General features: G+C 54.3%; 20 protein-coding genes and 1 tRNA gene. 3 read left to right on the forward strand and 18 right to left on the reverse strand.

Annotated features, from left to right (window positions below; all coding sequences use genetic code 11):
- Window positions 1–29: 29 nt before the first annotated feature.
- The 13 genes from rsgA to EII14_RS09295 all read right to left on the reverse strand — a co-directional run bounded on the left by rsgA (window position 30) and on the right by EII14_RS09295 (window position 13,160).
- Window positions 30–983, reverse strand: a complete 954-nt coding sequence (gene rsgA / locus EII14_RS04130; protein ID WP_124931298.1) for a ribosome small subunit-dependent GTPase A — start codon at window positions 981–983, stop codon at window positions 30–32.
- Window positions 984–1,078: 95 nt separating this feature from the next.
- Complete coding sequence (gene frr, locus EII14_RS04135) at window positions 1,079–1,639, reverse strand: ribosome recycling factor (protein ID WP_124931299.1); 561 nt, start codon at window positions 1,637–1,639, stop codon at window positions 1,079–1,081.
- Between the two features lie 116 nt (window positions 1,640–1,755).
- The gene (locus tag EII14_RS04140; RefSeq protein WP_124931300.1) at window positions 1,756–3,282 is read right to left on the reverse strand and encodes an arylsulfatase; all 1,527 of its coding nucleotides are present in this window, start codon (window positions 3,280–3,282) and stop codon (window positions 1,756–1,758) included.
- Between the two features lie 153 nt (window positions 3,283–3,435).
- Window positions 3,436–5,925, reverse strand: a complete 2,490-nt coding sequence (gene priA / locus EII14_RS04145) for a primosomal protein N' (RefSeq protein WP_370241883.1) — start codon at window positions 5,923–5,925, stop codon at window positions 3,436–3,438.
- A 139-nt stretch (window positions 5,926–6,064) separates the two neighbouring features.
- The gene (locus tag EII14_RS04150) at window positions 6,065–6,685 is read right to left on the reverse strand and encodes a ribonuclease HII (protein WP_124931302.1); all 621 of its coding nucleotides are present in this window, start codon (window positions 6,683–6,685) and stop codon (window positions 6,065–6,067) included.
- Window positions 6,686–6,697: 12 nt separating this feature from the next.
- Window positions 6,698–7,015 (reverse strand): heavy metal-binding domain-containing protein, encoded by a 318-nt coding sequence (locus tag EII14_RS04155; RefSeq protein ID WP_124931303.1) that lies wholly within the window; start codon window positions 7,013–7,015, stop codon window positions 6,698–6,700.
- 97 nt (window positions 7,016–7,112) lie between these two features.
- A complete protein-coding gene (locus tag EII14_RS04160; protein ID WP_124931304.1) occupies window positions 7,113–8,318 on the reverse strand; it encodes a cysteine desulfurase in 1,206 nt (401 codons plus the stop codon).
- A gap of 86 nt (window positions 8,319–8,404) precedes the next feature.
- Window positions 8,405–9,778 carry a SufD family Fe-S cluster assembly protein gene (locus EII14_RS04165; RefSeq protein ID WP_124931305.1) on the reverse strand — a complete coding sequence of 458 codons (1,374 nt, stop codon included), beginning with the start codon at window positions 9,776–9,778 and terminating at the stop codon, window positions 8,405–8,407.
- Between the two features lie 12 nt (window positions 9,779–9,790).
- Window positions 9,791–10,552 (reverse strand): Fe-S cluster assembly ATPase SufC, encoded by a 762-nt coding sequence (gene sufC, locus EII14_RS04170; RefSeq protein ID WP_124931306.1) that lies wholly within the window; start codon window positions 10,550–10,552, stop codon window positions 9,791–9,793.
- Between the two features lie 425 nt (window positions 10,553–10,977).
- The gene (gene ybeY, locus EII14_RS04175) at window positions 10,978–11,388 is read right to left on the reverse strand and encodes an rRNA maturation RNase YbeY (protein ID WP_124931307.1); all 411 of its coding nucleotides are present in this window, start codon (window positions 11,386–11,388) and stop codon (window positions 10,978–10,980) included.
- A 91-nt stretch (window positions 11,389–11,479) separates the two neighbouring features.
- Complete coding sequence (gene ruvB, locus EII14_RS04180; protein WP_124931308.1) at window positions 11,480–12,526, reverse strand: Holliday junction branch migration DNA helicase RuvB; 1,047 nt, start codon at window positions 12,524–12,526, stop codon at window positions 11,480–11,482.
- A 136-nt stretch (window positions 12,527–12,662) separates the two neighbouring features.
- Complete coding sequence (rpsT, locus tag EII14_RS04185; RefSeq protein ID WP_124931309.1) at window positions 12,663–12,917, reverse strand: 30S ribosomal protein S20; 255 nt, start codon at window positions 12,915–12,917, stop codon at window positions 12,663–12,665.
- A gap of 171 nt (window positions 12,918–13,088) precedes the next feature.
- Window positions 13,089–13,160: transfer RNA gene (locus tag EII14_RS09295), tRNA-Glu, on the reverse strand.
- Between the two features lie 227 nt (window positions 13,161–13,387).
- Here EII14_RS09295 and EII14_RS04190 point away from each other — a divergent pair.
- Window positions 13,388–14,110 carry a DNA repair protein RecO gene (locus EII14_RS04190; RefSeq protein ID WP_124931310.1) on the forward strand — a complete coding sequence of 241 codons (723 nt, stop codon included), beginning with the start codon at window positions 13,388–13,390 and terminating at the stop codon, window positions 14,108–14,110.
- 242 nt (window positions 14,111–14,352) lie between these two features.
- Here the strand turns inward: EII14_RS04190 and EII14_RS04195 are convergent, their stop codons facing one another.
- Together EII14_RS04195 and EII14_RS04200 are read right to left on the reverse strand one after the other, a co-directional pair.
- Window positions 14,353–14,730: a DUF1634 domain-containing protein gene (locus tag EII14_RS04195; RefSeq protein WP_124931311.1), complete on the reverse strand. Its 378-nt coding sequence runs from the start codon at window positions 14,728–14,730 to the stop codon at window positions 14,353–14,355.
- Window positions 14,731–14,757: 27 nt separating this feature from the next.
- Complete coding sequence (locus EII14_RS04200) at window positions 14,758–15,603, reverse strand: sulfite exporter TauE/SafE family protein (protein WP_124931312.1); 846 nt, start codon at window positions 15,601–15,603, stop codon at window positions 14,758–14,760.
- 192 nt (window positions 15,604–15,795) lie between these two features.
- Between EII14_RS04200 and EII14_RS04205 the strand changes: the two genes are divergently transcribed.
- Together EII14_RS04205 and EII14_RS04210 are read left to right on the forward strand one after the other, a co-directional pair.
- Window positions 15,796–17,436 (forward strand): class I SAM-dependent RNA methyltransferase, encoded by a 1,641-nt coding sequence (locus EII14_RS04205; RefSeq protein WP_124931313.1) that lies wholly within the window; start codon window positions 15,796–15,798, stop codon window positions 17,434–17,436.
- Window positions 17,437–17,451: 15 nt separating this feature from the next.
- A complete protein-coding gene (locus tag EII14_RS04210) occupies window positions 17,452–19,632 on the forward strand; it encodes a DPP IV N-terminal domain-containing protein (protein ID WP_124931314.1) in 2,181 nt (726 codons plus the stop codon).
- A 1,180-nt stretch (window positions 19,633–20,812) separates the two neighbouring features.
- Here the strand turns inward: EII14_RS04210 and speA are convergent.
- The 3 genes from speA to topA all read right to left on the reverse strand — a co-directional run bounded on the left by speA (window position 20,813) and on the right by topA (window position 25,759).
- Window positions 20,813–22,705: a biosynthetic arginine decarboxylase gene (gene speA / locus EII14_RS04215; RefSeq protein WP_124931315.1), complete on the reverse strand. Its 1,893-nt coding sequence runs from the start codon at window positions 22,703–22,705 to the stop codon at window positions 20,813–20,815.
- A 42-nt stretch (window positions 22,706–22,747) separates the two neighbouring features.
- The gene (locus tag EII14_RS04220) at window positions 22,748–23,290 is read right to left on the reverse strand and encodes a shikimate kinase (RefSeq protein ID WP_124931316.1); all 543 of its coding nucleotides are present in this window, start codon (window positions 23,288–23,290) and stop codon (window positions 22,748–22,750) included.
- 120 nt (window positions 23,291–23,410) lie between these two features.
- Complete coding sequence (topA, locus tag EII14_RS04225; protein WP_124931317.1) at window positions 23,411–25,759, reverse strand: type I DNA topoisomerase; 2,349 nt, start codon at window positions 25,757–25,759, stop codon at window positions 23,411–23,413.
- Window positions 25,760–26,204 lie beyond the last annotated feature (445 nt).

Genomic DNA, 26,204 nt, shown 5'->3' on the forward strand with positions numbered 1-26,204 from the left:
AGAAGGAGAGCAGGAAAGGGAATGTTTGCTCAATAGGCTTCCCGATATTTACTCTCGTCTTTGTCTTCAAGCATTGACAAATAAGAGGTGTAGCGCGAAGGAGCCAACCGATGTGTTTCAAGCGCATCGATCACGGCACAACCCGGCTCGCAGGTGTGGGTGCAGTTGGAAAAGCGACAATCGGCTCCAATGGCGAAGATGTCGCGAAAATAGTGGGATACCTCTTCGGGTTTGATGTCGAATGTTCCGAAGCCTTTGATGCCGGGAATGTCGATCAAACTTCCGGCAGTTGGTATGCCTTGGGCAACGGGCAGATCGAAGAGTTCGCTAAACGTGGTGGTGTGCATTCCCGTTCCGTGGGCGTCCGAAATTTCGGCCGTCCGCACTTTGGCTTCCGGAATAAGTTGATTGATCAGTGTACTTTTGCCTACACCGGAGTGTCCGGCGAGCAATGTGATTTTCCCGTACAAACGCGTGCGCAAGCTCTCCACCCCTTCGCCGTCGAGGGCGGAGATGCGAAACGTTTCATATCCCACTTCCCGATACACCGCCTCCCAATAGCGAAGCATTTCCCGCTCATCGGGCGAGAGTTCGTCTATTTTGTTGAACACCAACACTACGGGCACACGATAGGCTTCGGCCGATGCAAGAAAACGATCGACGAAAGTGGGGGTGGTTTCGGGGCGTGCGATCGTGAAGAAGAGTAACACCTGATCGATGTTTGCGGCAAGAATATGGCTCTGTTTGGAGAGGTTGGAAGCCTTTCGGATGATGTAGTTGCGCCGATCGTCGATGGCGGTGATAAAGGCCAATTCGCCCTCGCCACCGAGGCGTATCGTCACTCCGTCGCCTACGGCCACGGGGTTGGTGGTGCGAATGCCTTTCAGACGGAAATTGCCTTTCACGCGGCTTTCAAAGAGTTTTCCGTCATCGGTACGCACGATGTAGCTGCTGCCGGTGTTGCGAATGACTGTGCCGTGCATGTTTTGTGGAGATAACGAGTGTTGAAACGATAAAGGCCTTTAAAGTCGTTGAAGACCTTAAAGACCTTAAAGACTCGACTGCCTTTGCCTATGGCTCAGACGGTCATGATTTCTTTACTTTTGGCGGCAAGCAGTTCTTCGACGCGTTTGATCATCTTGTCATGAAGTTTCTGCAAGTCCCCTTCGGCATCTTTGGCCACATCTTCGGGCACGCCGTCTTTGGTGCTCTTTTTGAGTTTGTCGATACCGTCGCGACGCACGTTTCTGATCGAGATCTTGCTGTCTTCTCCCTCGGCGTTGCATTGTTTGGTGAGATCGCGCCGACGCTCCTCGGTGAGAGGCGGTATGGAGAGGCGGATCACCTCGCCGTTGTTTTCGGGCATGATGCCCACGTTGGAGTCGATGATGGCTTTTTCGATGGGGCGAAACATTGACTTATCCCAAGGCTTTATGGCGATGGTGCGCGCATCGGGTGTGGTGATCGCAGCCACATTATTGACCGGCACCATCGAACCGTAAGAATTGACCATCACTTGGTCGAGGATGTGCACATTGGCCTTGCCTGCGCGAATATGGGAGAGAGTTTCTTCGAGGTGAAGCACACTCATTTCCATGCGCTCTTCGCTCTCGGCGAGAAGTTGCTTTACGTCTAACATAGGGGTAAGGTGTATCGTTGTTTTCGGGTTATGTATTCAAGGGCAAAATTAGCATAAGTTGCTTGAATAGCCAAATTTTCGCTCTTTTTTCCATCGTTGCCGTCAGAGCGTCGGATTTAGGGGAGGTTTTCGGGGAGTGTGATGCGAAACAGAGGATGGGGCGTGTGTTCGCGGCGAATGATGTCTGCCATGCGGTGCACCACGTCGGGATGTTCTGCCGAGAGGTCGCGATCTTCATGGAGATCGACGGCCAGATCATAGAGGCGGCAGCGACCGCGCTCGACCACGAGTTTCCAATCTCCCATGCGGAGTGCCATCATGTCCGTTTCGTGAAATTCCCAATAGAGAAACTCGTGGCGTCGTTGGACTTCATCGCGTCCCAACAAAGTATTGTAAAAGGAGATGCCGTCAAACACGGTTTCTGACTTGGTTTTGTAGGCTTCGGGGAAGTTGTCGATGCCGGCCGCTTCGCAAAACGTGGGCATGAGATCATAGAAAGCGAGCGGATGCGAATTGACGATGCCGGCAGGCACCTTGCCCGGCCAACGCACGATGAACGGCACACGGATTCCTCCCTCGTGGGTGGAGCGTTTTTTGCCGCGAAGCAAACCGTCGCGGTTGAAGAAATCGGGATCAGCCCCGGCTTCTTCATGGGGGCCGTTGTCCGAGGTGAAAATCACGATCGTGTTATCGTCAAAGCCTTTCGCTTTGAGTTTTTCGATGATTTCGCCCACCATCACGTCCAATCGCGTCACCATGGCGGCAAATTCGGCATGGGCACGATCGGTGGCGTGGTAGCGGCTGAACGCATCGCCGCGAAAACTCTTCTCGGGTTCGAGTCTCCCCTTGTATTGGTGCAACAAACTGTCGTCGGGCTGACACAGTTCGGCATGAGGCAGGGTGTAAGTGAAGATGCCGAAAAACGGCCGCTCGGCACTTTGTTTATCGATCCATTCGAGGGCGCGGCGGTGTATGAGATCGGCGCTGTATTGCGGACGGAGTCGATAATCTTCGCTGCCCGGCATGCCGTGTCGGATGTTGTCTTCGAGCACCACGCGACGCGTGCCTTTGTCGCCGGCCGAGCGGCTGTATTCGTTGAGAAAGTTGGGGTAATAAGCATGTGCCTGAAACTGACAGACAAACCCATAAAATTCGTCAATGCCGCGCTTATCGGGCGTCGAATGCGAACTCTCATAGCCGCCAGCCCACTTGCCGAAAAGTCCGGTGGTGTAGCCGTTGGCTTTGAGTATTTCGGGCAATATGACGTGTGTCGAGTCGTAAGGCTCTTGTCCCACCCAACCCTCGGCGTAGTCGTCGTTGTTGCCATAGAGCGACTTGACGAGATGCCCGCGCCAATACTCGCGATTGCCGCGCACGTGGGTGTGCCCGGTGTGTTGGCCGGTCATGAAAGTGGCACGAGAGGGGGCAGACACGGGACTGCCGGCGTAGGCCTGCGTAAAACGCATGCCTTCCCTTGCCATACGGTCGAGTTGCGGCGTCTGTATGAGTTTTTGACCATAGCAGCCCAAATCGCCATAGCCCATGTCGTCGCACATGATATAGATGATGTTCGGGCGCGTCTGTGCGCCGGCGGCAAGAGCGGACAGCAAACCGCCACCGAGCAGAAATTGTCGGGTTCTCATGATGTGTTGCATTGTTTTTCCGCAAAGCGGCATGCTTGCGAATGGTGCAAAGGTAACGAAAATCCTCCGAATGGAGGACGAAAGCTCGAAAAAGTAAAGAGCAGAAAGGAGGCGGTTCTCAACTTTTTCGAGCCATCGGAGAAAAAACTCTTTTCAAAGCGGATCAACGTCGAAATATACGGTGAGCCCTTTCGAAGCCGGAAAGGAGAAGAGGGTGTTTCGTGCGGCAAGCAGGGTGGCTCTCACAGACGAGGAGGTAAAGCGAGGCGACACTTTCAAAAGGAGCTTGCGGATATGTTGCATCTGCACGAAAGAGACGGCAGGCTTGTCGGGCCCCAAGAGATCATCACCGAAATGCTGACGCAGGATCTCTCCCATCAGGCGTGCCGCGCCGGTGACTTTTCGCTCGTCGCGGTGTTTGAGATAGAGGTGAATGATGCGCACTTCCGGGGGATAGCGAAACGTGCGACGGTCATCCATTTCGCGATGATACATCCCGTCGTAATCACCCTCGACCACCTGACGCACCACGGGGAGGTTGGGTTGCCGGGTTTGGAGCACGACCAAACCTTGACGGCCGCGCCGACCGGCTCTTCCCGCCACCTGTGTCATCATTTGAAAAGCGCGCTCATGGGCTCGGAAGTCACATTGATTGAGCATTTGGTCGGCGTTGAGAATGCCCACGAGCGTCACGCCGCCGAAGTCAAGGCCTTTGGTCACCATTTGCGTGCCGACGAGCAGATCGGTGCGGCGTTCTTGAAAGTCGCGAATGATACGTTCGTAAGCCGAACGAGAGCGAGTGGTATCCAAGTCCATTCGCCCCACGCGCGCTTCGGGAAAGCAGGCTTCCACGGCGGCTTCTATTTTCTCCGTGCCGACACCGACGTCGCGAAGATCGGCTTGCTCGCATTGAGGACAGTGTGTGGGCACGTCGTAGGCCGTGCCGCAATAGTGACACACGATTTTCGCCATTTTTTGATGAAAGGTCAGCGCAACGTCGCAGCATTGGCAGCGCGGTGTCCAGCCGCACGAATTGCATTGAAGCGACGGACTGTATCCGCGACGATTGAGAAAGAAAATGGCTTGCTCGCCGCGCGCCAAAGCGGCGTGCATCTCCTCGCGCAGCCGGGGGGAGAAGGGGGAGGTGAGCAGTTTTTTTCGACGCAGTTCGGCCATGTCTTCCACCACGATGCGGGGCAAACAAACGTCGCCGTATCTCGTGTCGAGTCGGACGAAGCCGTATTTTCCGCCGAGGGCGTGCGTATAGCTTTCGAGCGAGGGAGTGGCGGTGCCGAGCAGGACTTTCGCGCCGTGTTGCCGCGCCATGACAATGGCAGCATCGCGGGCATGATAGCGTGGGGCGGGATCTTGCTGTTTGTAGGAAGCTTCGTGTTCTTCGTCCACAATGACAAGACCGAGGTTTCGGAAAGGCAGGAAGAGCGAGGAGCGCACACCGAGAATGAGCGGAAAAGCCTCTTCGGTGAGTTGCCGCTGCCACAGTTCGACACGCTCGGCATCGGGAAACTTGGAGTGGTAGATGCCGAGTTGTTCTCCGAAACACTTGCCGAGCCGTGTGGTGATTTGGGTCGTAAGAGCAATTTCGGGCAGCAGAAACAACACCTGCCGACCGGCTTGGAGGGTGTGACGGATGAGTTGGGTGTAGATTTCGGTCTTTCCGCTCGACGTGACGCCTTTGAGCAGCACCACCTCCTTTTCGCGAAATTGCGCTTCGATGGCGTCGAAGGCTTCTTGCTGTGCCGTGCTGAGCGGCCGGTCGAGCCATCCGGGCAGAGCGGCATGGGTTTTCAAACGCGCCACTTCGACGTTGAAAATTTCCAAGATGCCCTTTTTGAGCAAGGCCGTCAATCCGCCGGAAGCCCCCGCGCCGACGCGGTCTTGAAGCTCGGAACGCTTCACGTCGCGCATCAAATTGAGGTTGTCGAGAGCGAGTGCCGTACCCGTCGAAGAGAGGTCGAGATAGGCCGTGAGCACGTCGAGTTGTCGAGGCGAGCGTTTCAGGTCGTCGAACAAGCGCGAGAGTGCCTCCTCGCTGCAATGCCCGGAGGTTAGTCGAACATGCTGTTCGGTTTTCGATTTGAAAGCTCTGCTCACTCGCTCTTCCACTTCGATCCGCCCCTCGTCGATGAGTCGTTTGACGGCCGACACCACTCCTTTCTCGGGAATTTCCTTGCGCAGGTCGGCCAGTTTTTTAGCTCTGCCGGCCAAGGCGCGAATTACCTGCCTCTCGGCGGCATTCGGGCGTTCTTCCTCGATCGGTGCACTCTCTGTCAGAGAAAAAAGAGTTTCGCTCTCCAACTTCAAACCCGAAGGCAGAGCGGCCTTCATTACCTCGCCGGGATGACACATATAGTATTGCGCCATCCAACGCCAGAGTTCAATCTGTTTTTCCAAAATCAGGGGACGTTCGTCCACCAACTCTTCGATGTCTTTCAGGCGGGTGTGCTCGTCGAGGATACTCTTTTCGTGCAGCCGAATGACGATGCCGGTGTAGCGTTTGGACACACCGAGCGGAACGACCACGCGAGAACCGACCACCACCCTGCCCTCCAATTCGGAAGGCAATCTGTAAGTGTACGCACCGGGCACGGCCAAAGGTAGAACAACGTCGGCAAACATGGGCAGAAGGAGAAATGAAAAAAGGTGGGAAGCAGAAAAATCTACCTCTGAGCTAAAAACTTCTACCTCAGAGGTAGATTTTTTCAGCTCAGAGGTAGAAAAACGGGGAAAGCTCGTTCGGTAAAGCGCAACGCCGTGTGGGCGGTCACTCTTTCGGCAAATCGACGTCGCGGAGCAACTTGAAACTTTTCCGATGATAGGGCGTGATGCCGTGGGCGGCAATGGCGGCACGATGAGCAGCCGTGGGGTAGCCGGCATTGCCGTCCCAGCCATATCGGGGATAGTCGCCATGAAGCTCGGTCATGTAGTCGTCGCGATAGGTTTTGGCCAAAATCGAAGCGGCGGCAATGGAGAGATATTTTCCATCGCCCTTCACGATAGTGGCATGGGGCAGAGGCTTTTCGGCAGCGGGAGGCGTGTAGGGGCGAAAACGATTGCCGTCGACGATGACAAACTCGGGGCGAACGGCCAGTGCGTCGAGAGCGCGGTGCATGGCCAAAAACGAAGCGTTGAGAATGTTGATCTCGTCGATTTCGGCAGGAGTGACCACACCTAACGCCCAAGCCACGGCGTCGCGCTCGATTTCCTCGCGCAGCTCGTTGCGCCGGCGGGCGGTGAGTTGCTTGGAATCGTTGAGCCTCGAATTGCGATAGTCGGGCGGAAAGATAACAGCGGCGGCATATACCGCCCCGGCCAAACATCCGCGGCCGGCTTCGTCGCACCCGGCTTCCACCAACCCTTGCTCGTTGCAGAAAGACAGCAGCATTGGCAATAGAGATTAAATCAACACGGCCGTGCCCGACGCGGTGACCATCAGCATCGACCCACCGCCGCCGACCGTTTCATAGTCCAAGTCTATGCCGACAACGGCATTGGCACCGAGACGGCGAGCTTCGTCTTCGAGTTCGCGAAGAGCCGTCGTTTTGGCTTCGCGAAGCACTTGCTCGTAAGACCCCGAACGCCCGCCGAAGAAATCGCGCAGTCCGGCAAAAATATCGCGTACAAAATTGGCACCGATGATGGTTTCGGAGGTCACGACGCCCATGTACTGACGTATGGGAGTGCCTTCGATCGTGGGAGTGGTGGATAGAAGCATAGCGGTAATGGTTTAAGATTGAAACTATAATTTGAGAAAAACTGTTGCCTCTTCAAGAGCGCGAAAGCGAGGACGGAGGCGAGTGGCGGAAAGCCGTTCAAAACATTTTCACCACACGTTGCAGAGCGGCGACAAAAGCGTCGATCTCTTCCGGCGTGTTGTAGAGAGCCAAGCTCACACGCGCCATGCCCTCCACGCCGCAACGCGCCATCAGCGGCTGGGCACAATGGTGGCCGGTGCGTATGGCGATGCCGAGGCGATCAAGAAGCGTGCCGATGTCGAGCGGATGTATGTCGCCCACGTTGAAGGCCACGACCGAGGTCTTGCCTTCCGTTTGTCCGAAAAAGCGTATGCCTTCGATCTCGCTCATACGCCGCATGGCGTAGCGGGTAAGTTCGTGTTCGTGTTGCGCGATGCGGTCGATGCCGATTGCCGAAACGTAATCGACGGCGGCCGCAAGCCCCGTCGTTCCGACATAGTCGGGAGTGCCGGCTTCAAACTTAAAGGGCAGACGTTCAAAGGTGGTGCGTTCGAAAGTGACGCGCGAAATCATCTCGCCGCCGCCCTGATAAGGGGGCATTCGATCGAGAAGTTCGGCCTTGCCGTAGAGCACGCCGATGCCGGTAGGGGCATACAACTTGTGGCCGCTGAATGCCAAAAAGTCACAATCGAGTTCCTGCACATCGACTTTCATGTGGGGCACGCTCTGAGCCGCATCGACAAGGAAGTATGCTCCGGCTTCGTGCGCCCATTGCGCCATTTGCCGAACGGGATTGACGGTGCCGAGTACGTTGCTCACATGGCAACAACTCACCAAGCGCGTTCGCTCCGAGAGCAGGGCGCGATAGGCTTCAAGGTCGAGGGCTCCCTCGTCGGTCATGGGAATGACCTTGATGACGATGCCGCGCCGTTCGCGCAGGAGCTGCCACGGCACGATGTTGGAGTGGTGTTCCATAACGGAGATCACCACTTCGTCGCCCTCTTTCAAAAAGGCCTCGCCCAAGGAGTAAGCGGCGAGATTGATGCTCTCGGTGGTGCCGCGTGTAAAGACGATTTCGCTCGTTGAGGAGGCATTGATGAAACGACGCACCGTTTCGCGCGCACCTTCGTGAAGGTCGGTGGAGCATTGCGAGAGAAAATGAACACCTCTGTGCACATTGGCATTGGTTTCATAGTACTGCCGCGTCATGGCCTCGACCACGGCACGGGGCTTTTGGGTGGTGGCGGCGTTGTCGAGATAAACGAGCGGACGGTCGTGGACGGTGCGAGAAAGTATGGGAAAATCTTGACGGTATCGGAGCATGGAAAAACAAAAAAAGAAAGCCTCCGCCCGGCCTCTGCCCGATGAGAGGGAGAAAGGCGGAGAGGAGGCATGGGATAAAGCGGCCGTTAATGGTGACGGCAATTTTTGCAATGGCGAAGTTCGCCGCGGAAACGCATCTCCACAAGATACGACAACCGCTCGCGAAGGGCATCGATCTGCACACGTTGCAGCACGTCGTTGATGAAGGCATGTTGCAAAAGGAGGCGTGCCTCTTTTTCGGGAATGCCTCTCTGACGCAAATAGAGCAAGGCCGTTTCGTCGAGCTTACCAATGGTCGAACCGTGGTTGCACCTCACGTCGTCGGCATAGATTTCGAGCATCGGCTGCGAATGCACGCGGGCGTCGGGCGACACACAGAGATTGGCACTGTTCTGATGCGAGAGCGTGCGTTGCGCACCGGGACGCACCAACACCTTTCCCGAAAAAGCCGCCTCGCTCTCGCCGTCGAGCACGTATTTGAAGAGCATGTCGGAGGTACACGCTTCGGCCACGTGATCGACAAGGATGCTGTTGTCCACCTGCTGCCGGCCGTCGGCAATCACGGCGCCCGTCGTTTGGCAGTCGGCTCCGACACCGAGCAAACGCGCATTGATCATCGTGCGCGACAACCCCGTGACAAGGGCGATGCCATTGAGCGAAACGCGGCTCTCAGCCTGTTGTTCCACATAGATATTGGAGAAACGGGCGTTGTCGGGCTGCGTTTCCTCCAAAGAGTAGAAATTGAGACAGGCACGGTCGGCGGCATAGACTTCGGTAACTTGCGTGGTGAGAAATCCATGGCCGGCATCGGCGTGTTCGCAAAGCAGGAAATCGGCCTTGGCATCTTCTTCGGCCACGATGAGGAGGCGTCGGTTAGACATCAGTACGTGGCGCGAGGAGGAAAGAAACACGATTTGGAGAGTGTGTTCGAGTTGCACGCCAGCCTCGATGTGTACAAAAACTCCGTCTTGCACGAGCAACGTGTTGAGTTGAGTGACGGCGTCGCGCTCCACGCGGTCAATGTGTTTGTGTGCATTTGCCGGCTCGGCGGCTGCCGCGCGATGATAGTATCGTTCCACCAATTCGGGGCATTCTTCCGCGGCGCGATTGAGTGTCGTCACGGTCACGCCCTCGGGCAAGCGGTCGGCATCGCGAAAGGGGAAGACCACATCGTTCACAACGTAGAGCACGAGGGTGCTCATGTCGGGCACGCTGCAATGGCAGGAGGCATAAGGATTGCGCAGAGCAAGGGCGCGGTGCAGGTTCAAACCGAAATTGGGCGCAAAGGCCGCGTCGGCGTCGGTATATTTATATCGCTCGTTGCGCTTTCCGGGGAGCGGGTGATCGGCCAGATATTCGGCGGCAGCGGCACGCGGCGCATTGAGCGGCGCACTGCTTTTTTGCTCCAACAGTTCGCGGTGCTCGCGATAGAGATCGAGATATTGCTGTACGTTAGACATGGGCTGCGAGGTTTAGAGCGATTGCCGGTCGGCCTCTTCCTTGATCCAGTCGAAACCGCGTTGTTCGATTTCGTAGCCCAACGAGGCGTTGCCTTCTTTGACGATGCGCCCATTGACCAATACGTGTACGAAGTCGGGCGTGAGGTAGTCGAGCATGCGTTGATAGTGAGTGATGACCAACGCAGAGGTTTTGGGCGTGCGCAGTTGGTTGAAACCTTCGGCCACGATGCGCAGGGCATCCACGTCCAATCCGGAGTCGGTTTCGTCGAGGATGGAGAACGTGGGTTCGAGCACCGCCATTTGGAAGATCTCGTTGCGTTTGCGCTCACCGCCCGAGAAGCCTTCGTTCACGCCACGGCTCATGAAATGGGCATCGAGGCCGACGAGTTTGCGCTTCTCGCGCAACATTTTGAGAAACTCGGCGGCGGGCATGGGGTCTTGTCCGAAATATTTGCGTTTGGCGTTGAGGGCGGCGCGCATGAAGTTGGTCATCGAGACTCCGGGAATTTCGATCGGAGCTTGGAAAGACATGAACACACCTTCGTGAGAGCGGTCTTCGGGAGAGAGTTCGAGCAAATCCTTTCCGTTGAAGACGATTTCACCCTTGGTGACTTCAAACTTGGGATTGCCCACCAGCACATGCGACAAGGTGGACTTGCCGGAACCATTGGGACCCATCAGCACGTGTACTTCGCCGTCGCCAATGGTAAGGTTCACGCCGCGAAGGATTTCTTTTCCCTCGACAGAGGCGTGGAGGTTGCGTATTTCGAGCATATCGTATGTTTCGTTTTATCAGAGGTTGTTAGCCCGGCAAATTTAGTCATTCTTTTCGGAGTGACCAACGGTTTTATCCAAACAAAACAAAACGCTCCGTCTCTCGAAAGCCGACATTTCAACACGCGTTTCGCGCGCTCTCCGACAGGTGCGAAAGAAGCCGGATCGGAAAGGAAAAATTACACCTCGGAAATCGTTCTCCTCACCTCCCGCACCATTGTTTCCACCTTTGAATATGCACCGCCGTTTCTACCCGCAGCAAGCCCCGGATTCAAAGGGTGCATTGCCTCCGAACGGCGAGAAAATCGAACGAGAAAGCTGCTTTCTCGCCCAAAACTCATCCTTACGACCGATCGGGAGCCGCATAGAGTAAACAGAAAAGAAGAAAGAAGCCACAACGCTCCAAAATTCACCGCGTGCTGCGGCTATCGCATTGCCAAGGCTGCATTTTCGGCCGCCTCCATGATTTCGCGCTCGCCGGGAGCCTTGTCGTTGATGCCGACAAGATGCAACACACCGTGAATGAGAACACGGTGCAATTCCTCCTCGTAAGGGCGGCCGAAAAGGTCGGCGTTGGTGCGAACGGTGTCGAGCGAGATGTAGAGATCGCCACTGAGGATGTCGTCGCGAGAGTAGTCGAAAGTAATGATGTCGGTGTAGTAGTCGTGCTGCAAGTAGCGGCGATTGACGTCGAGGATTTCCTCGTCGTTGCAAAAGACGTAGTTGATTTCACCCACTTTGCAGCCGTGAGATTCGACCACGCGATCCACCCAGCCTGCTATCGTTTGACGATGCAGCGGAGGCGGAGCAATGGTCAGTGTGTTGAAAGTAATCATGGAGTAAAACGTATGTTTGTCCGAACGCGGAGAAGACGAACGCGCGCAGGAGCGACCGGCACGCCGAAAAGACACGGCGAGAGGGCGGCGTTTAGAAAAGTGTCGGTTCTCGGAAGTCGGAAAGAGCGTCGCCGGGGGTGCGGCCGAGATGTTCGTAGGCCGTCGGGGTAGCTTCACGTCCGCGCGGCGTGCGACGGATGAAGCCTTCTTTGATCAAAAACGGCTCATAAACCTCTTCGACCGTGCCAGCATCTTCACCAATGGCGGTGGCAATGGTGGTGACGCCGACGGGGCCGCCCTTAAACTTATCGATGATGGTGGTGAGGATTTTGTTGTCGATCTCATCCAAGCCGTAGCGGTCTATATTGAGGGCTTCGAGGGCATAGCGGGCGATGCCGATGTCTATCTGTCCGTTGCCCTTGACTTGGGCAAAATCGCGAACGCGACGCAGCAAGGCGTTGGCAATACGGGGTGTGCCGCGCGAACGTCCGGCGATTTCGGCGGCAGCCTTCGGTTCGATCACCACGCCCAAGATGTGTGCCGACCGGCAAACGATGTCTTTCAGCGTGGAGGCGTCGTAGTATTCCAAATGGAGATTGATGCCGAAACGGGCACGCAGAGGAGCGGTGAGCAATCCGCTGCGCGTGGTGGCGCCGACAAGGGTAAAGGGATTGAGGTCGATCTGAATGGAACGCGCGGCGGGACCTTTGTCGATCATGATGTCGATGCGATAATCCTCCATGGCCGAATAGAGATATTCCTCCACCACGGGCGAAAGGCGGTGTATCTCGTCGATGAACAACACGTCGTTGGCTTCGAGCGAAGTGAGCAGGCCGGCCAAATCCCCGGGTTTGTCGAGCACGGGACCCGATGTGAGTTTGAAACCCACGCCAAGCTCGTTGGCAATGATGTTGGAAAGGGTGGTTTTCCCCAATCCGGGAGGGCCGTGGAGCAGGGTGTGGTCGAGCGGTTCGCCGCGTCGGCGTGCCGCCTCGACGAAGACGCGCAAATTATCGACGACCTTGTTTTGCCCCGAAAAGTCGTCGAAGGCAAGAGGTCGGAGGGCGTTTTCAAAGTCGCGCTCGGGGGGAGCAGGAGCTGTTTGCTCCGAACGTATGTCAAAGGTGTCGGTTGTCATGCTTGGCCGTTTATTTCTGCAAAGTTAATGATTTTTCGGCAGGCGACAAGGCTTGCGAGAAACGAGGCGGACAAAAAAGAAATCGGAGTCAAATCCCGACGATTTGACTCCGATGCGTTTTGTTTCGACGCAAGACTTACGCAAGTTTGTTCACGTGAAGCATGAGGCTGGACTTGATGTTGCCGGCCTTGTTCTTGTGGATCACGTTTTTCTTGGCGAGTTTGTCGAGCATTTTCTGTACTTTGGGAAGGAGTTCTACAGCCGCGTCTTTTTCAGTAGTGGCACGGAGCTTACGAACTGCGTTGCGCATGGTTTTGGCATAGTAGCGGTTGCGCAAGCGACGAGTGGCGGTCTGACGAATTCTCTTGATAGATGATTTGTGATTTGCCATTTTATTCTTTCTTTTGTTGTTGTCGTAAAAAAAATGGAATTTGACTGCCGGCACCCTTCAGCAGGAGGAAAATATATCGTCATCCCGACGGTACTGCTTCAGACGTAACCTTGTTTCAAATAAATTGGGGAATTCTTGCTGAACTCCCCCTTTGATTGTATTTTCGATTAGTAGTCCCTAGGAGAGTCGAACTCCTCTTTAGAGAATGAAAATCTCTCGTCCTAACCGATAGACGAAGGGACCATGTTTGCACCGAGGACGACGGCATCCGAGGCGGAGTTTCTGCGCTACCGTTTCGTTGTCGCTGTTCCCTGTTTGCGAGTGCAAAGGTAGGGCATTTTTTCTTTACCACCAAATCTTTCTGTCTTTTTTTTCGAAAAAAGTGCACTTCTCGCCATTTCCGGGGCAAAAAGATCGGTTTCGGAGGCATTCGGCGGTGTTTTTCCAAGTTTTTCTCGTATTTTCGCTTCATGAACATCACGAGCAAAATCATCGTTCTCCACACGCTGCGCTATGCCGACGACAAACTGATTGCCGAATGTTTGAGCCGGACGTCGGGGCGTGTCACTTTTGTCGTGCGCATCTCCCACTCGACGCGCGCGACCGTTCGCCACACGCTTTTTCAGCCGCTCGCCGTGCTCGAAGCCGAATGGACGGTCAAACCGCGCGGCGGAATGGTGACGCCAAAGGCGGTGAGAACGACACTCCCCTACTCCACCATTCATCGCGACCCGAAGAAAACGACGGTGGCACTCTTTCTGTCGGAAATGCTGCTCCATGTGGTGCGCAGCGATGCGGGGGCGGCCGCTCTGTTCGACTACATCGAAAACAGCCTCGAATGGCTGGACACGGCCGAAGAGGGTTTTGCCAATTTCCACATTGTGTTTCTGATGCGGCTGTCGCTGTTTTTGGGCATCGCTCCCAATCTCGAACGCCGCACATGCCCTTTTTTCGACCTTATGGCCGGAGAGTTTTCGACCACACCGCCACCACACGCTTATTATATAGAGCAGCGAGAAGCCGCGGCGTTCGGGCAGCTCATGCGCATGAATTTCGGCACGATGCGCCTCTTTGCCCTCACCGGAGAGCAGCGCAGCCGCATTCTCGAACTCGTGTTGCTTTACTACCGCCTCCACCTGCCGGCCATGCCCGACTTGAAGAGCCTCGACGTGCTCAAAGCGGTGTTTGAGTGAGTGGCCGGCGAAACCACCGCTCTCTTTCCCGAAACACCCTATCGGCGACCGGCTGCCCGACTTCACAGCGACAGAAGAGCTTTGCCGCAGAGGAGATATGCACGGATAACGGGTGGAGAGAACTACATAACGAGTAAAAAATTCTAAGTAACGAGTAGAAATTTCTAAGTAACGAGTAGGATTTTCTACTCGTTATGTAGTTTTTTCCCAAATGCCGAGCAGTTGCGTCGGCCGCCGCTCCGTCATTTCCCGCCCAAAGAGTTGGCAAGAATGACGACCAACACAGTGGCCGTAATGCCCATGTAGAGCCAATCGCGCTTGGCGGCGAAATCGACGAAGGTGAGCAACACGCGCAAAATGGGCGTAAGGATAAGTGCCACCACACCGGCCTGCATCCAACTGGCGGAGTTGAGGGCAAGGAGTCCCAAAAGGATACCCCGAAGCGTCGTGTAGTGCGTATGTGTGTCGGCCTCGTCGGAAGCAAAACGCGTATAGTCGGGGAGGGGTTCGCGGCCGTGTTGCGCAAGATAAAAGAGGCCGCCGGAAAGAGCGATGACAAAGGCTATGGTCACACCGCGGCGCAGCGTGTTGCCGATGAGTTGTTGAATGTCGTGTTTCATGTTGCAAAGAGTTCGGGGAAAGACACATCAGGAATGCTCGAAACCGCCCGTCAGCCCCATATAGATCATGTTGGCCGCCACGGCGAGAATGGCAAACACAAAGATTTTGCGCAGCAGCGAAACGTCGAGCACTTTCAGCAACCGCGCGCCGGTGAGCGCACCGAGCAGCACGCCGACCAACACGGGGAAAGCGATGCCGGGCACGATGTTGCCGCGCTGTATGTAGACCACGGCCGAGGCGCAGGCCGTGACGCCCATCATGAAATTGGACGTGGTGGTGCTCACGCGGAAGGGCACTTTCATCAATCCGTCCATGGCCAACACTTTGAGCACACCCGACCCTATGCCGAGAATGCCCGACAGCACGCCGGCCAACAGCATCACGCCGAAACCACCTCCGACGTTGGTCAGCTCGTAGGCCTCGCGCGTGCCGTCTTTGAGGGGATAGGTGCCGAAGAGTTTCAAGCGGCGCGCCATTTCACTGCCCGCCACGCCCTTGTGTTCGGAGCGGCGGCGTTGCTGCGAAACGGCCGTCAAGACGAGGACGCCGCCATAGAGCACGGCGATGAAGGAGTTGTTGAGCCAAACGGCCACCATCGCTCCACACACCGCGCCGATCGTGGTGGCGATTTCGAGCAACATACCCAAGCGTATGTTTGTGATGCCTTCTTTCACATAGGCCGCGCCCGAACCGCTCGACGTGGCGATCGAAGCCACGAGTGCCGCTCCCACGGCATAGTGAAAATCGACGCCGAAGCAAAGTGTGAGCAAAGGAATGACGACCACGCCGCCCCCCAGTCCGGTGAGCGAACCGAGCAGTCCGGCGCAATAGGCTCCGAGCAAAAGAATGAGCGTAAAGGTGAGGATAGTCATTATATATAAATATAGGTACTCCGCCGGCCAATGCGGTAATGTCGTCGGGCGAGGGCGTTCGGCCGACATCGGCGGAAGGCGAAAAGCTGTTGTTTTGTCGGGCGCAAAGGTACAAAAAAATGCGCATTTCTTTTGCCTTTCGCAAGGCGAGTCGTATCTTTGCCGAGAAAACTGCTATTACAAAAACCATTAATGGAACATTCTTTCGAACTCATCGCCAAAACCTTTCAAGGCCTCGAAGAGGTGTTGGCGCAAGAACTCATTGAGCTGGGTGCCGACGAAGTGCAAATCGGACGACGCATGGTGTCGTTTCGCGGCGATCAGGAGATGATGTATCGTGCCAACTTCTGCCTGCGCACCGCCGTCAGAATACTCAAACCCATCAAACACTTCCGCGCCAAAGATGCCGACGGCGTTTACGAAGCGGTCAAAAGCGTAGACTGGTCGCAGTATCTCGACATCACCACATCGTTCGTGGTCGACACCACGGTGTACAGCACGGAATTTCGCAACTCGAAATTCGTGGCCTACAAGGTGAAAGATGCCATCGTGGACTATTTCATGGAAACCTGCCAAAAGCGTCCCAACATCAGCATCTCCAACCCCGACCTGCGCCTCAACATCCACATCTCGGAAGAAGACTGCACGCTGTCGCTCGATTCGAGCGGAGAAAGCCTGCACCAACGCGGCTATCGCGCAGCCACCGTCGAAGCCCCCATCAACGAGGTGCTGGCCGCGGCGTTGATCAAGATGAGCGGTTGGAAGTTCGACTGCGATTTCGTCGATCCATTCTGCGGATCGGGCACACTGCTCGTGGAGGCCGCGCTCATGGCACGCAACATTTATCCGGGCGTGTTCCGCAAAAAGTTCGGTTTTGAAAACTGGAAAGACTTCAATGCCGAACTCTTCCGAACCATATTCGACGACGACAGCCAAGAACGCGAGTTCAACCACAAAATCTACGGCTACGACCTCAACCTGCGCGCCGTGGAAGCAGCTCAGGCCAATGCGAAAGCCGCCGGCGTGGCAGACATCGTCAGCGTGGAACAACGAGAAATCAACCGTTTCGTCAAACCCGAAACCCCGGCCGTGATGATCACCAATCCGCCCTACGGGGAACGGCTGCGCCCGGAAGATCTCAGCCAAATCTATCGCACGATCGGCGAAAAGCTGAAAAAGGAATTTCAAGGCAACGATGCGTGGATCATCAGTTCGAAAGAAGAACTCTTCGACGCCATGCGCCTGCGACCCTCTTTCAAGGTGATGCTCCAAAACGGCGCGCTCGACTGCGAACTGCGCAAGTATGTCACCTTCGACGGGAAACTCGAAAACTTCCGAGGCGACGGCGGCATCATCAAAACCGACGAGGAAAAACAACGCATGGGCGAAAAAGGACGTTTCCGCGACGGACGAAAACGCGACTTCTCGCGCAAACGCGAAGACTTCGATGACAACCGCGACAACCGCCGATCGGACGACATCGACACCTATCGGCGAGAAAGCTACGACTTCGACGATGACCCCGAAACGGCAGCTGCCTATCGCAACCTGCGTGCACGACACAACACCTTTGAACGTGTGCGCATGGCCAAAGAGCGAAAAAGCCGAGAAGAAGAACGGCCGCGACGCGAACACGGAGAAGAACGACGATTTGAACGGAGCGGACGCAAAAACGACGGAGGCAGAAAATTCTCCGACGAGCGCGGCGAACGCAAATTCGGAGGCGAACGACGCTTCAAAAACGAACGCTACGACCGCAAACCCGACAATCGCCGAGGCGACAGAAACTTTCGTCCGGGCAAAGGCGGCTTCGGACGGCGAAACGACGACTAACTCCTCCAAACGCTTATGAAAAAGATTATTCTTGGGATCTTCGCCCTCTTCCTCCCCCTCATGACGATGGCACAAACGCTCAAAACACCCACGCTCGACGACTTGATGTGGGGCGGCAAGAACTATTGGAACCTCGTGCCGCGCAACACCCACACCGCTTGGTGGGGCGATGCGTTGGTCAAAACCGAAGTGGAACGCCTCGTGCTCCTGAGCGACGCCGAAGGCCGCATGCTCAAAAAACCACGCACCCTCTGCACACTCGACGACTTGAAAGCCGCCCTCGACACCACCGGCCGCAATCACATCCGCAATCTCATCGGCGCCATCTTCCCCGACAAAACACGCCCCGTGGTGCGGCTGTATTCGTCGCGTGAGATCTTCGTCTACAACTGGGAAACGCGAAAAGTGGAATGGCGGCTCAAACAGCCGCACATGACAGACAACGACGACTTCTCCGACGCCTCCCGAAGCCAAGCCTACACGCGCGACTTCAACCTCTTCGTGCAAACGGCCGACGGCCGCGAACATCAGGTTTCGACCGACGGCAGCCGAAACCTGCTCTACGGAACGTCCGTACACCGCGACGAGTTCGGCATCAGAAAAGGAACTTTTTGGAGTCCCGACGGCACGAAGCTCGCTTTCTATCGGATGGATCAATCGGAAGTGACCGACTTTCCGCTCGTCAATACAATGGTGTCGGCCGATAACCGCATTGCGGAAGCCGCGCCGGAGAAGTATCCGATGGCGGGCATGACTTCTCACAAAGTGACCGTGGGCATCTTCTCCCCCGCCACCGGCAAAACCGTGTGGCTCGACCTCGGCGATCCCACCGATCGCTACTTCACCAACCTCTCGTGGAGCCCCGACGGCAAGCGGATTTATCTGTTTGAACTGCCACGTTCGCAAAAACGTGCCGACCTTGTGGCCTACGACGCCGAAACGGGAGCACGCCTGCGCACACTCTACACCGAAACCAACGAGCGTTTCGTGGAACCGCAAAACCCCATCGTCTTTCTGCCGTGGGACAGCAAGAAGTTCATTCTCCAAAGCGAGCGCGACGGCTTCAACCATCTCTATCTCTTCGACACCGAAGGCCGAATGCTCCGCCAACTGACGAGCGGTGCGTTTGAAGTGCTCAAACTCTATGGTTTCAACACGCGCGAAAAAAGCCTCATCGTCAAAACCAACGAAAGCGGACATATTCGCGAAAACCTCTATGCCGTCGATTTCAAAAGCGGACGCCGCACACTGCTCGACAACGGCCGAGGCGTGCACAACGCGGTGCTGTCGGCATCGGGACGATACCTGCGCGACACATGGTCGGCTCCCGACACCTATCGCGTGAGCGAAATCATCGGCACCTCCAAACCTGCACAAAAGTTGCTTCCACTCGACAAGTTCGACAGTCCGTGGAAAGAATATTCGATCCCGACCGTGGAAAACGGAACGCTCACTGCCGCCGACGGCAAAACTCCGCTCTACTACCGCCTCGTCAAACCCGTGGGCTTCGATCCGACGAAGAAATATCCCACCGTGGTCTACGTGTACGGCGGCCCTCACGCCACCAACGTCAAAGCGTCGTGGAACTATCAGGCACGGCCGTGGGAATATCACATGGCCAACAAGGGCTACGTCCTCTTCGTGCTCGACAACCGGGGTTCGGGCGATCGCGGCTTCGAGTTCGAGAGCTGCACACACCGCCGCCTCGGCGAAATCGAAATGGCCGACCAAATGAAAGGGGTGGACTACCTGAAATCCCTACCCTATGTTGATACCGATCGCATCGGCGTCCACGGTTGGAGTTTCGGCGGGTTCATGACCACGAACCTGATGCTCACGCACAACGATGTCTTCAAAGTCGGCGTGGCCGGCGGCCCCGTCATCGACTGGAAGTACTACGAAATCATGTATGGCGAGCGCTACATGGAAACTCCGCAGAGCAACCCCGAAGGCTACGCCCAAACGAGCCTGCTCAACAAGGCCGATCGCCTGAAAGGGCGTTTGCAAATCATCGTCGGCTACAACGACCCCGTCTGCGTGTTGCAGCATTCGCTGGCCTTCCTCCGCGCATGCACGGATGCCGGCACGCAGCCCGACTATTTTGTCTATCCCGGACAGCAACACAACATGGTGGGGCGCGACATGATACACCTGCACGAACGCATCACCCGCTATTTCGAGGACTACTTGAAGTAATCGTTCTCCCCCATCTTCTTACAATTACCGCTCATCGCCTCCCTCTCCGATGCTTGAACAAAACATCGGAGAGGGAAGTTTGATTTTGAGCGACTTCCCGAAGTGCGTATGGCACGCAGGTTTTACGAACCGCACCGCACATTTTGCAAACGGTACCCAAAGGACGCCAGCCGCTCATACTGAAAAAAAGTTCCACGACTTCCGATAAAAGAAATCGTGGAACGATTGCCAAATCTTGCTGTCCGGTAAAGTTTCTTCGCAAATCGTGCCTATACTCGGGCTTACCTTGGTGTACGATGCCACCACGGAAAAACTCACTACCAAGAACATCGATTTTATCCATCGGCACACCCCACTCTATTCTTATTAACAAAGGGCTCCCATACATTAGGGTAGAAAAGGCCTTTCAGACAAAGTTCGAAAGTCTGCATTATCGAAAAGAAGAGCGAGTGGGAGCTTGTGAAATTTAGGTCTGTGACAGATTTTTCTACTCGTTACTCCGTACACACTACTCCTTGGGTAAGATGCGTGTCAAAGCATTGAGGCATATCCGAACAAGCCGAAGAGCAACCGGAACAATTCTTCGTAAAAAAAGCAATTTTCCGCCTCTACCAAGACTTTTGCTTCTTTTTATCTACATTGTCTACACGACTCTCCTTAAAACGCAGATATTTAAAAACATACGAATGTAGACAACGCAGGGTATCAACTACATTCGTTGTTACAACCTACACAAGACATCCGGGAAGGCGTGCAGACGATCGAAATCGCCCATGTAGACAATGTAGGTTTTTGGAAAATCTGCCTACATTCACTTTTCACCTGTCTATCAATGAATTAGTCCCCGCACAATGTATGATGGCGAACCGCCGTATACATTCTCATTTCACTGAAATTCAGCGACATGAAAGTCGCAGTGTAGGTTTTTCGGCGATTTCAAGAAATGATTATCGGAGAGCGGCATTATGGGAACATTATCTCCCTAAAAATACTTTTCGGGCATTATCGAAATCTCGACAGAGCAAGCAATTCACCGGCAGAGAAAGCCGCTTTATTTGACGAGGGGTATTGCTTTTTGAAAAAGAAAGCCCGAAGTCCCATTGTGGAGGGCTTCGGGCAGATGTTTATGCGGTGTTGAAATTTTCCGGACAGCGATCATTGCAAAAAACGGGCGGTTGCGCTATTCGAGATAGGTGTAACCATAAAGGCCGGCACGATAAGTGGAAATAAACTCTTTTCCCTCTTCGATCGTGATTTTCTTCTCGGAAATGGCCTTGGTCACCCATGTTTCCAAACGACGCACAAGACGCTTGGGGTCATATTGCACATATTCCAAGACATCGGCCACCGTTTCGCCATCAATGGTTTTGTCGATATTGTAGCCATCGCCGCAAACGGAGATGTGTACGGCATTGGTGTCGCCAAAGAGATTGTGCATATTGCCGAGGATCTCCTGATAAGCCCCTACGAGAAAGACGCCGATGTAGTATTTCTCGCCTTGTCGAAAAGTGTGGAGAGGCAAATAGTTGGTCTGTTGGTTGTAGTTGACGTAAGTGGAAATCTTACCGTCACTGTCGCAAGAAATGTCTTGTATGGTGGCGTTTTGGGTGGGACGTTCGTTCAACCGCTGAATGGGCATGACGGGGAAAAGCTGGTCTAACGCCCAGTTGTCGGGAAGCGACTGAAAGAGAGAGAAGTTGCAGAAGTATTTTTCGGACATCATCTTGTCGAGCTTTCTAAGCTCGTCCGGGGCGTGTTTGAGGTGATGAACGAGGTCGGCCACTTCCGAACAAATGCTCCAATAAAGACTTTCGATTTGGGCACGCGTACGGAGATCGATCAGTCCGTGGCGGAAGAGATCGAGGGCTTCTTCGCGTATGTCTTCGGCGTCGTGCCAATCTTCGAGCATGGAGCGTGTGGAGAGCTTATCCCAAATATCGGTGAGGTCGTGTACCAATTTGTGGTCGTCTTCGGAGGGGTGAAAACTTTCGTCCATGTGGGGCACGTCGGCAGTTTCCAGCACTTCGAGAATGAGCACGGAGTGGTGAGCGGTGAGAGAGCGACCGCCTTCGGTGATGATATTGGGGTGGGGAATGTTGTTTTTGTTGGCAGCTTCGACAAGGGTGTAAACAATGTCGTTGACGTATTCCTGCACACTGTAATTGACGGAGCTTTCGGAGTTTGAGGAGCGCGTGCCGTCATAGTCCACACCCAAACCGCCGCCACAATCCACAAATTCGATGTTCAGCCCCATTTTGCGAAGCTGCACATAATATTGTGCCATCTCTCGGAGGGCGATGGAGATCAGGCGGATTTTAGGTATCTGACTGCCGATATGGAAGTGAATGAGTTTCACGCAATCGCGCAGGCCTTTTTCTTCCAAACGGTTGAGGGCTTGGAGAAGTTCCGCGCTGTTAAGCCCGAACTTCGACGCATCGCCGCCGGAGCTTTCCCATTTTCCGGTAGCTCTCGAAGCGAGTTTGATACGAATGCCCAGATTGGGGCGAACGCCCATTTTCTCGGCCGTTCGTGCAATGATTTCCAATTCGGGCAGTTTTTCGATGACGAGAAACACACGCTTGCCCATTTTCTGCGCCAAAAGGGCAAGTTCGATGAAGTTTTGGTCTTTGTGTCCGTTGCAGACGATGACGGAGTCGGAGTCCATATTGGTGGCCAATACGGCATGCAGTTCGGGCTTCGAACCGCATTCCAATCCGAGGTTATACTTTTTGCCGTGCGAAATGATTTCTTCGACCACGGGGCGCATCTGATTGACCTTGATGGGATAAATGATGAAGTGTTCGCCCTGGTATTCGTATTCCTTTTCGGCACGTTCGAAGCAAGCCGCCGTTTTCTCGATGCGATTGTCGAGAATGTCGGGGAAACGCAACAAAACGGGAGCGGGAATGTCGCGCTCGGAAAGTTCGTTGACCACTTCGACCAAGTCGATTTGGGTTTCGTCCTTACGGGGACGAACATAGGCATGTCCTTTTTCGTTGATACCGAAATAGTTCACGCCCCATCCTTTGATATTGTAAAGCTCCTCGGAGTCTTCAATTCGCCATTTTCTCATTGTGGGAAAGGGTGAGCGTTGGGGGAGTTTGAGTTGTGTGGATTAGATAGATTCGGAAAGAAGAGAGAGTTTGGTGCGAATAAGACGGACAACGTCGTCTATTTTGTCGTAGTCATCGAGGATGTCTACATTGACCGTATATTGCGCTTTTTCGTAGTAGAGTGTCCTTTGTGCAAGCTGTTCCCGAACGAATTTCTCCAATTCTTCGGGCGTTTTTCCTTTCAACAAAGGGCGTTCGCCTTTGCTGATTTTCAGATGTTCGCAAATGGTGGTCGGTGAGGCTTGCAAATAGACTGTCGTGGCCACTCCGTTCATGTAGTCCATGTTGCCATGATGAATAGGCGTACCGCCTCCGCAAGACAAAACCACATTTTCAAATTCGGCGACTTCGCGCAACATCCGTCGTTCGAGATCGCGAAAACGCTCTTCGCCCTCTTCGGCGAAAATCTGCGGAATGCGCTTATGAAAGCGTTCTTCGATATACCAGTCGAGATCATAGAAGGTCAGGCCGAGAGACTTTGCCAAGGCCTTTCCGACAGTGGTTTTACCCACACACATATACCCGACCAAAACGATACATTTCATGAAGAAAGAGAAGCGTTGTCGCGAGATACGCGAAATGAAACATTGAAAAGGAAACTAAGAAGAGGCGCACAACGAAACGGGCATAGGGGTATGCTCCGTTTTCGCGGCAACGCATGAAGCTTATTTCTTTGCGGTCTTTTTTCGTACGCCTTTGGAGGGCGTTTTCTTGGCATCGGCTGCTATGATCGCCCTACATTCTTCGAGCGTCAATTCGGCAGCACGATCGGCCTGCGTTTTGGGAATTTTGTAGTTTTTGCCCTGATAAGCGATGTAAGGGCCAAATCGGCCGCTGCGCACCTCCATTTCGGGTTCTTCGGCAAAAGCACGCAAATGACTTTTGGCATCGGCCTCCCGTTTGGCAAGAATCAGTTCGACGGCCTGCTCCAATTCAATGGTCATGGGGTCTTCGCCCTTGGGCAGCGACACATACTTTCCGGCATGTTGCACATAAGGGCCGAACCGTCCGGCACCGACCTTCACCTCTTGGTTTTCGTATTCGCCGAGGACACGCGGCAGTTTGAACAATTCGAGGGCTTCTTCGAGCGTAAGCGTAGCGATGCTTTGTTCTTTTCCGAGTTTGGCAAAACGCGGTTTCTCTTCGTCGCCTTCTCCGGTGCCGATCTGCACCATTGGGCCGAAACGGCCGATTTTCACGCTGACGGGACGCCCCGAAACAGGGTCATTACCCAAAAGACGCTCTCCGACTTTTGTTTCGGTACGTTCGGTCAAAACTTGTTCGACCAACGGATCGAAGTTGCCATAAAACGTGCGAATGAGTTCCGTCCAGTTTTTTTCACCTTCGGCCACTCGGTCGAAATCCTGCTCCACGTTGGCGGTGAAATTGTAGTCCATGATGTCGGGGAAACTCCGCAGCAAAAAATCATTGACCACAATACCCGTGTCAGTAGGCACCATCTTCCCCTTGTTGCTGCCATAAGACTCGGTTCGGACTTCGGTCGTCACCTTGTCGTCAGACAGTTGTATGAAGGTGTATTCGCGCTGTTGTCCCTCGCTTTCTCCTCGGCGCACATATTCACGCTGCTGTATGGTGGAAATGGTGGGAGCATAGGTCGAAGGGCGGCCGATGCCGAGTTCTTCGAGCTTGCTCACGAGAGAGGCTTCCGTGTAGCGGGGCGGCGGCTGCGAGAAACGCTGCTGTGCACTGATCTCTTCGCGCACGACGACCTGCCCTTCTGCCAAAGGGGGCAACAAACCGCTTTCTTCCGATTCGGTTTCGCTGTCGTCGATACTTTCGCGATAAACACGGAGGAAACCGTCAAACTTCACAACTTCTCCCGTTGCGACAAAGGCATGTTCGGAATCTCCCACCTCTATCGTCACCGTCGTCCTTTCCAGTTGCGCATCCGCCATTTGGCAGGCAATCGTGCGTTTCCAAATCAGGTCATACAAACGTTTTTCTTGCTGTGTACCCTCGATGTCGGCACGGCGCATGTCGGTCGGCCGAATGGCTTCGTGGGCTTCTTGCGCTCCCTTCGATTTGGTGTGATAATTTCGGCGTTTGTGATACTCGTTTCCCATCATTTCCCGAATAACGGGAGCAGCCGTGTCAAGACAAAGCGATGAGAGGTTCATCGAGTCGGTACGCATATATGTTATCAAACCGGCTTCATAAAGGCTTTGGGCAATACGCATCGTCACGGCAACCGGGAAACCCAGCTTTCGGGCAGCTTCTTGTTGCAAGGTCGAAGTGGTGAAAGGAGGTGCGGGCGTGCGCTTCGAGGGTTTCGTGACAATGCCGGAAATGACAAATTCGGATGCACGGCAGCTGTTGAGAAATGCCTCCGCTTCGGCCGCCGTCGCAAAACGGTGGTTCAGTTCGGCTTTCAACTGAGAGTTTTGGCCGTTCAGTCCTTTTACGGAGAACAGTCCCGTCACTCGAAAACTACTGTCGCTTTTGAAAGCTTCTATCTCGCGCTCGCGTTCGACGATAAGACGCACCGTCACACTTTGCACACGTCCGGCCGAGAGATTGGGGCGCACTTTCCGCCACAACACCGGCGAGAGGCGGAAGCCCACCAAACGATCGAGTACTCGGCGCGCCTGTTGTGCATCCACAAGATTGAGGTCTATGGTGCGGGGGTGGGCAATGGCTTCGAGAATGGCCGTTTTGGTGATTTCATGGAAGACTATGCGCCGCGCCGTAGAAGGATCCAATTTGAGCACTTCGGCCAAATGCCATGAAATGGCTTCTCCTTCACGGTCTTCATCGGACGCCAGCCAAACAGTTTCTGCCTTTTTGGCCTGCATGCGAAGTTCTTGAACAACCTTTTCTTTGTCGGCCGGAATTTCATATTCGGGAGCGAACGTATCAAGATCGATACCAAAGTTTTTCTTCTTCAAATCGCGGATGTGACCAAAGCTCGACATCACTTTGAAATCTTTTCCGAGAAAACGTTCGATGGTTTTGGCCTTGGCGGGGCTTTCCACGATAACCAAGTTCTTGTGCATATCTGTTTTGATTTGTGTGCAAAATTACACCACAACATCATAAAAGCCAAAATAATTTGCCGATTTTTATGTTTCCTACACATCCTATATAGCAGAGCGACAACCCACCGATACAAAAGTTTGTTTTCGGAAACATTCGGTCTCTGCAATTGATTTTCCGTATTATCTACATTCGTAACAATATATCTGCATTTTAATATATACAATGTAGATAAAAAGAAGAAAATGTTCTTGGTAGGAGCCGAAAAACTTTCACAGTCCTAAATTCCGCAAGTGTTTTGCGATACAGTTTCGCCATAAATACTTGCGGAGTTTTCGTATGATGATAGAAATGCGGAAGCGAAAGACGGCAATGGAAAAACATAAGTTCAAAACGCGGTCGGCAACGACATGAAGCCCCTTTCTATCGTTTCGAGAAGGCTTGTACGGAAATGTTTTTCTATTT

The sequence above is a fragment of the Alloprevotella sp. OH1205_COT-284 genome (assembly GCF_003859795.1).
Taxonomy (GTDB): Bacteria; Bacteroidota; Bacteroidia; order Bacteroidales; family Bacteroidaceae; genus Alloprevotella.

Bases quoted from the DNA above. Each gene is read 5' to 3' on its own strand.
- sufC (WP_124931306.1), bottom strand. From the start codon at position 10,552: ATGCTCGAAATACGCAACCTCCACGCCTCTGTCGAGGGAAAAGAAATC.
- EII14_RS04200 (WP_124931312.1), bottom strand. From the start codon at position 15,603: ATGACTATCCTCACCTTTACGCTCATTCTTTTGCTCGGAGCCTATTGC.
- EII14_RS04150 (WP_124931302.1), bottom strand. From the start codon at position 6,685: ATGCTGCTGTCTTTCTGCAACGAGCAAGGGTTGGTGGAAGCCGGGTGC.
- EII14_RS04190 (WP_124931310.1), top strand. From the start codon at position 13,388: ATGAACATCACGAGCAAAATCATCGTTCTCCACACGCTGCGCTATGCC.
- rsgA (WP_124931298.1), bottom strand. From the start codon at position 983: ATGCACGGCACAGTCATTCGCAACACCGGCAGCAGCTACATCGTGCGT.
- EII14_RS04155 (WP_124931303.1), bottom strand. From the start codon at position 7,015: ATGCTTCTATCCACCACTCCCACGATCGAAGGCACTCCCATACGTCAG.
- ruvB (WP_124931308.1), bottom strand. From the start codon at position 12,526: ATGACAACCGACACCTTTGACATACGTTCGGAGCAAACAGCTCCTGCT.
- EII14_RS04165 (WP_124931305.1), bottom strand. From the start codon at position 9,778: ATGTCTAACGTACAGCAATATCTCGATCTCTATCGCGAGCACCGCGAA.
- speA (WP_124931315.1), bottom strand. From the start codon at position 22,705: ATGAGAAAATGGCGAATTGAAGACTCCGAGGAGCTTTACAATATCAAA.
- EII14_RS04160 (WP_124931304.1), bottom strand. From the start codon at position 8,318: ATGCTCCGATACCGTCAAGATTTTCCCATACTTTCTCGCACCGTCCAC.
- ybeY (WP_124931307.1), bottom strand. From the start codon at position 11,388: ATGATTACTTTCAACACACTGACCATTGCTCCGCCTCCGCTGCATCGT.
- EII14_RS04195 (WP_124931311.1), bottom strand. From the start codon at position 14,730: ATGAAACACGACATTCAACAACTCATCGGCAACACGCTGCGCCGCGGT.
- EII14_RS04205 (WP_124931313.1), top strand. From the start codon at position 15,796: ATGGAACATTCTTTCGAACTCATCGCCAAAACCTTTCAAGGCCTCGAA.
- EII14_RS04220 (WP_124931316.1), bottom strand. From the start codon at position 23,290: ATGAAATGTATCGTTTTGGTCGGGTATATGTGTGTGGGTAAAACCACT.
- rpsT (WP_124931309.1), bottom strand. From the start codon at position 12,917: ATGGCAAATCACAAATCATCTATCAAGAGAATTCGTCAGACCGCCACT.
- topA (WP_124931317.1), bottom strand. From the start codon at position 25,759: ATGCACAAGAACTTGGTTATCGTGGAAAGCCCCGCCAAGGCCAAAACC.
- EII14_RS04140 (WP_124931300.1), bottom strand. From the start codon at position 3,282: ATGAGAACCCGACAATTTCTGCTCGGTGGCGGTTTGCTGTCCGCTCTT.
- EII14_RS04210 (WP_124931314.1), top strand. From the start codon at position 17,452: ATGAAAAAGATTATTCTTGGGATCTTCGCCCTCTTCCTCCCCCTCATG.
- frr (WP_124931299.1), bottom strand. From the start codon at position 1,639: ATGTTAGACGTAAAGCAACTTCTCGCCGAGAGCGAAGAGCGCATGGAA.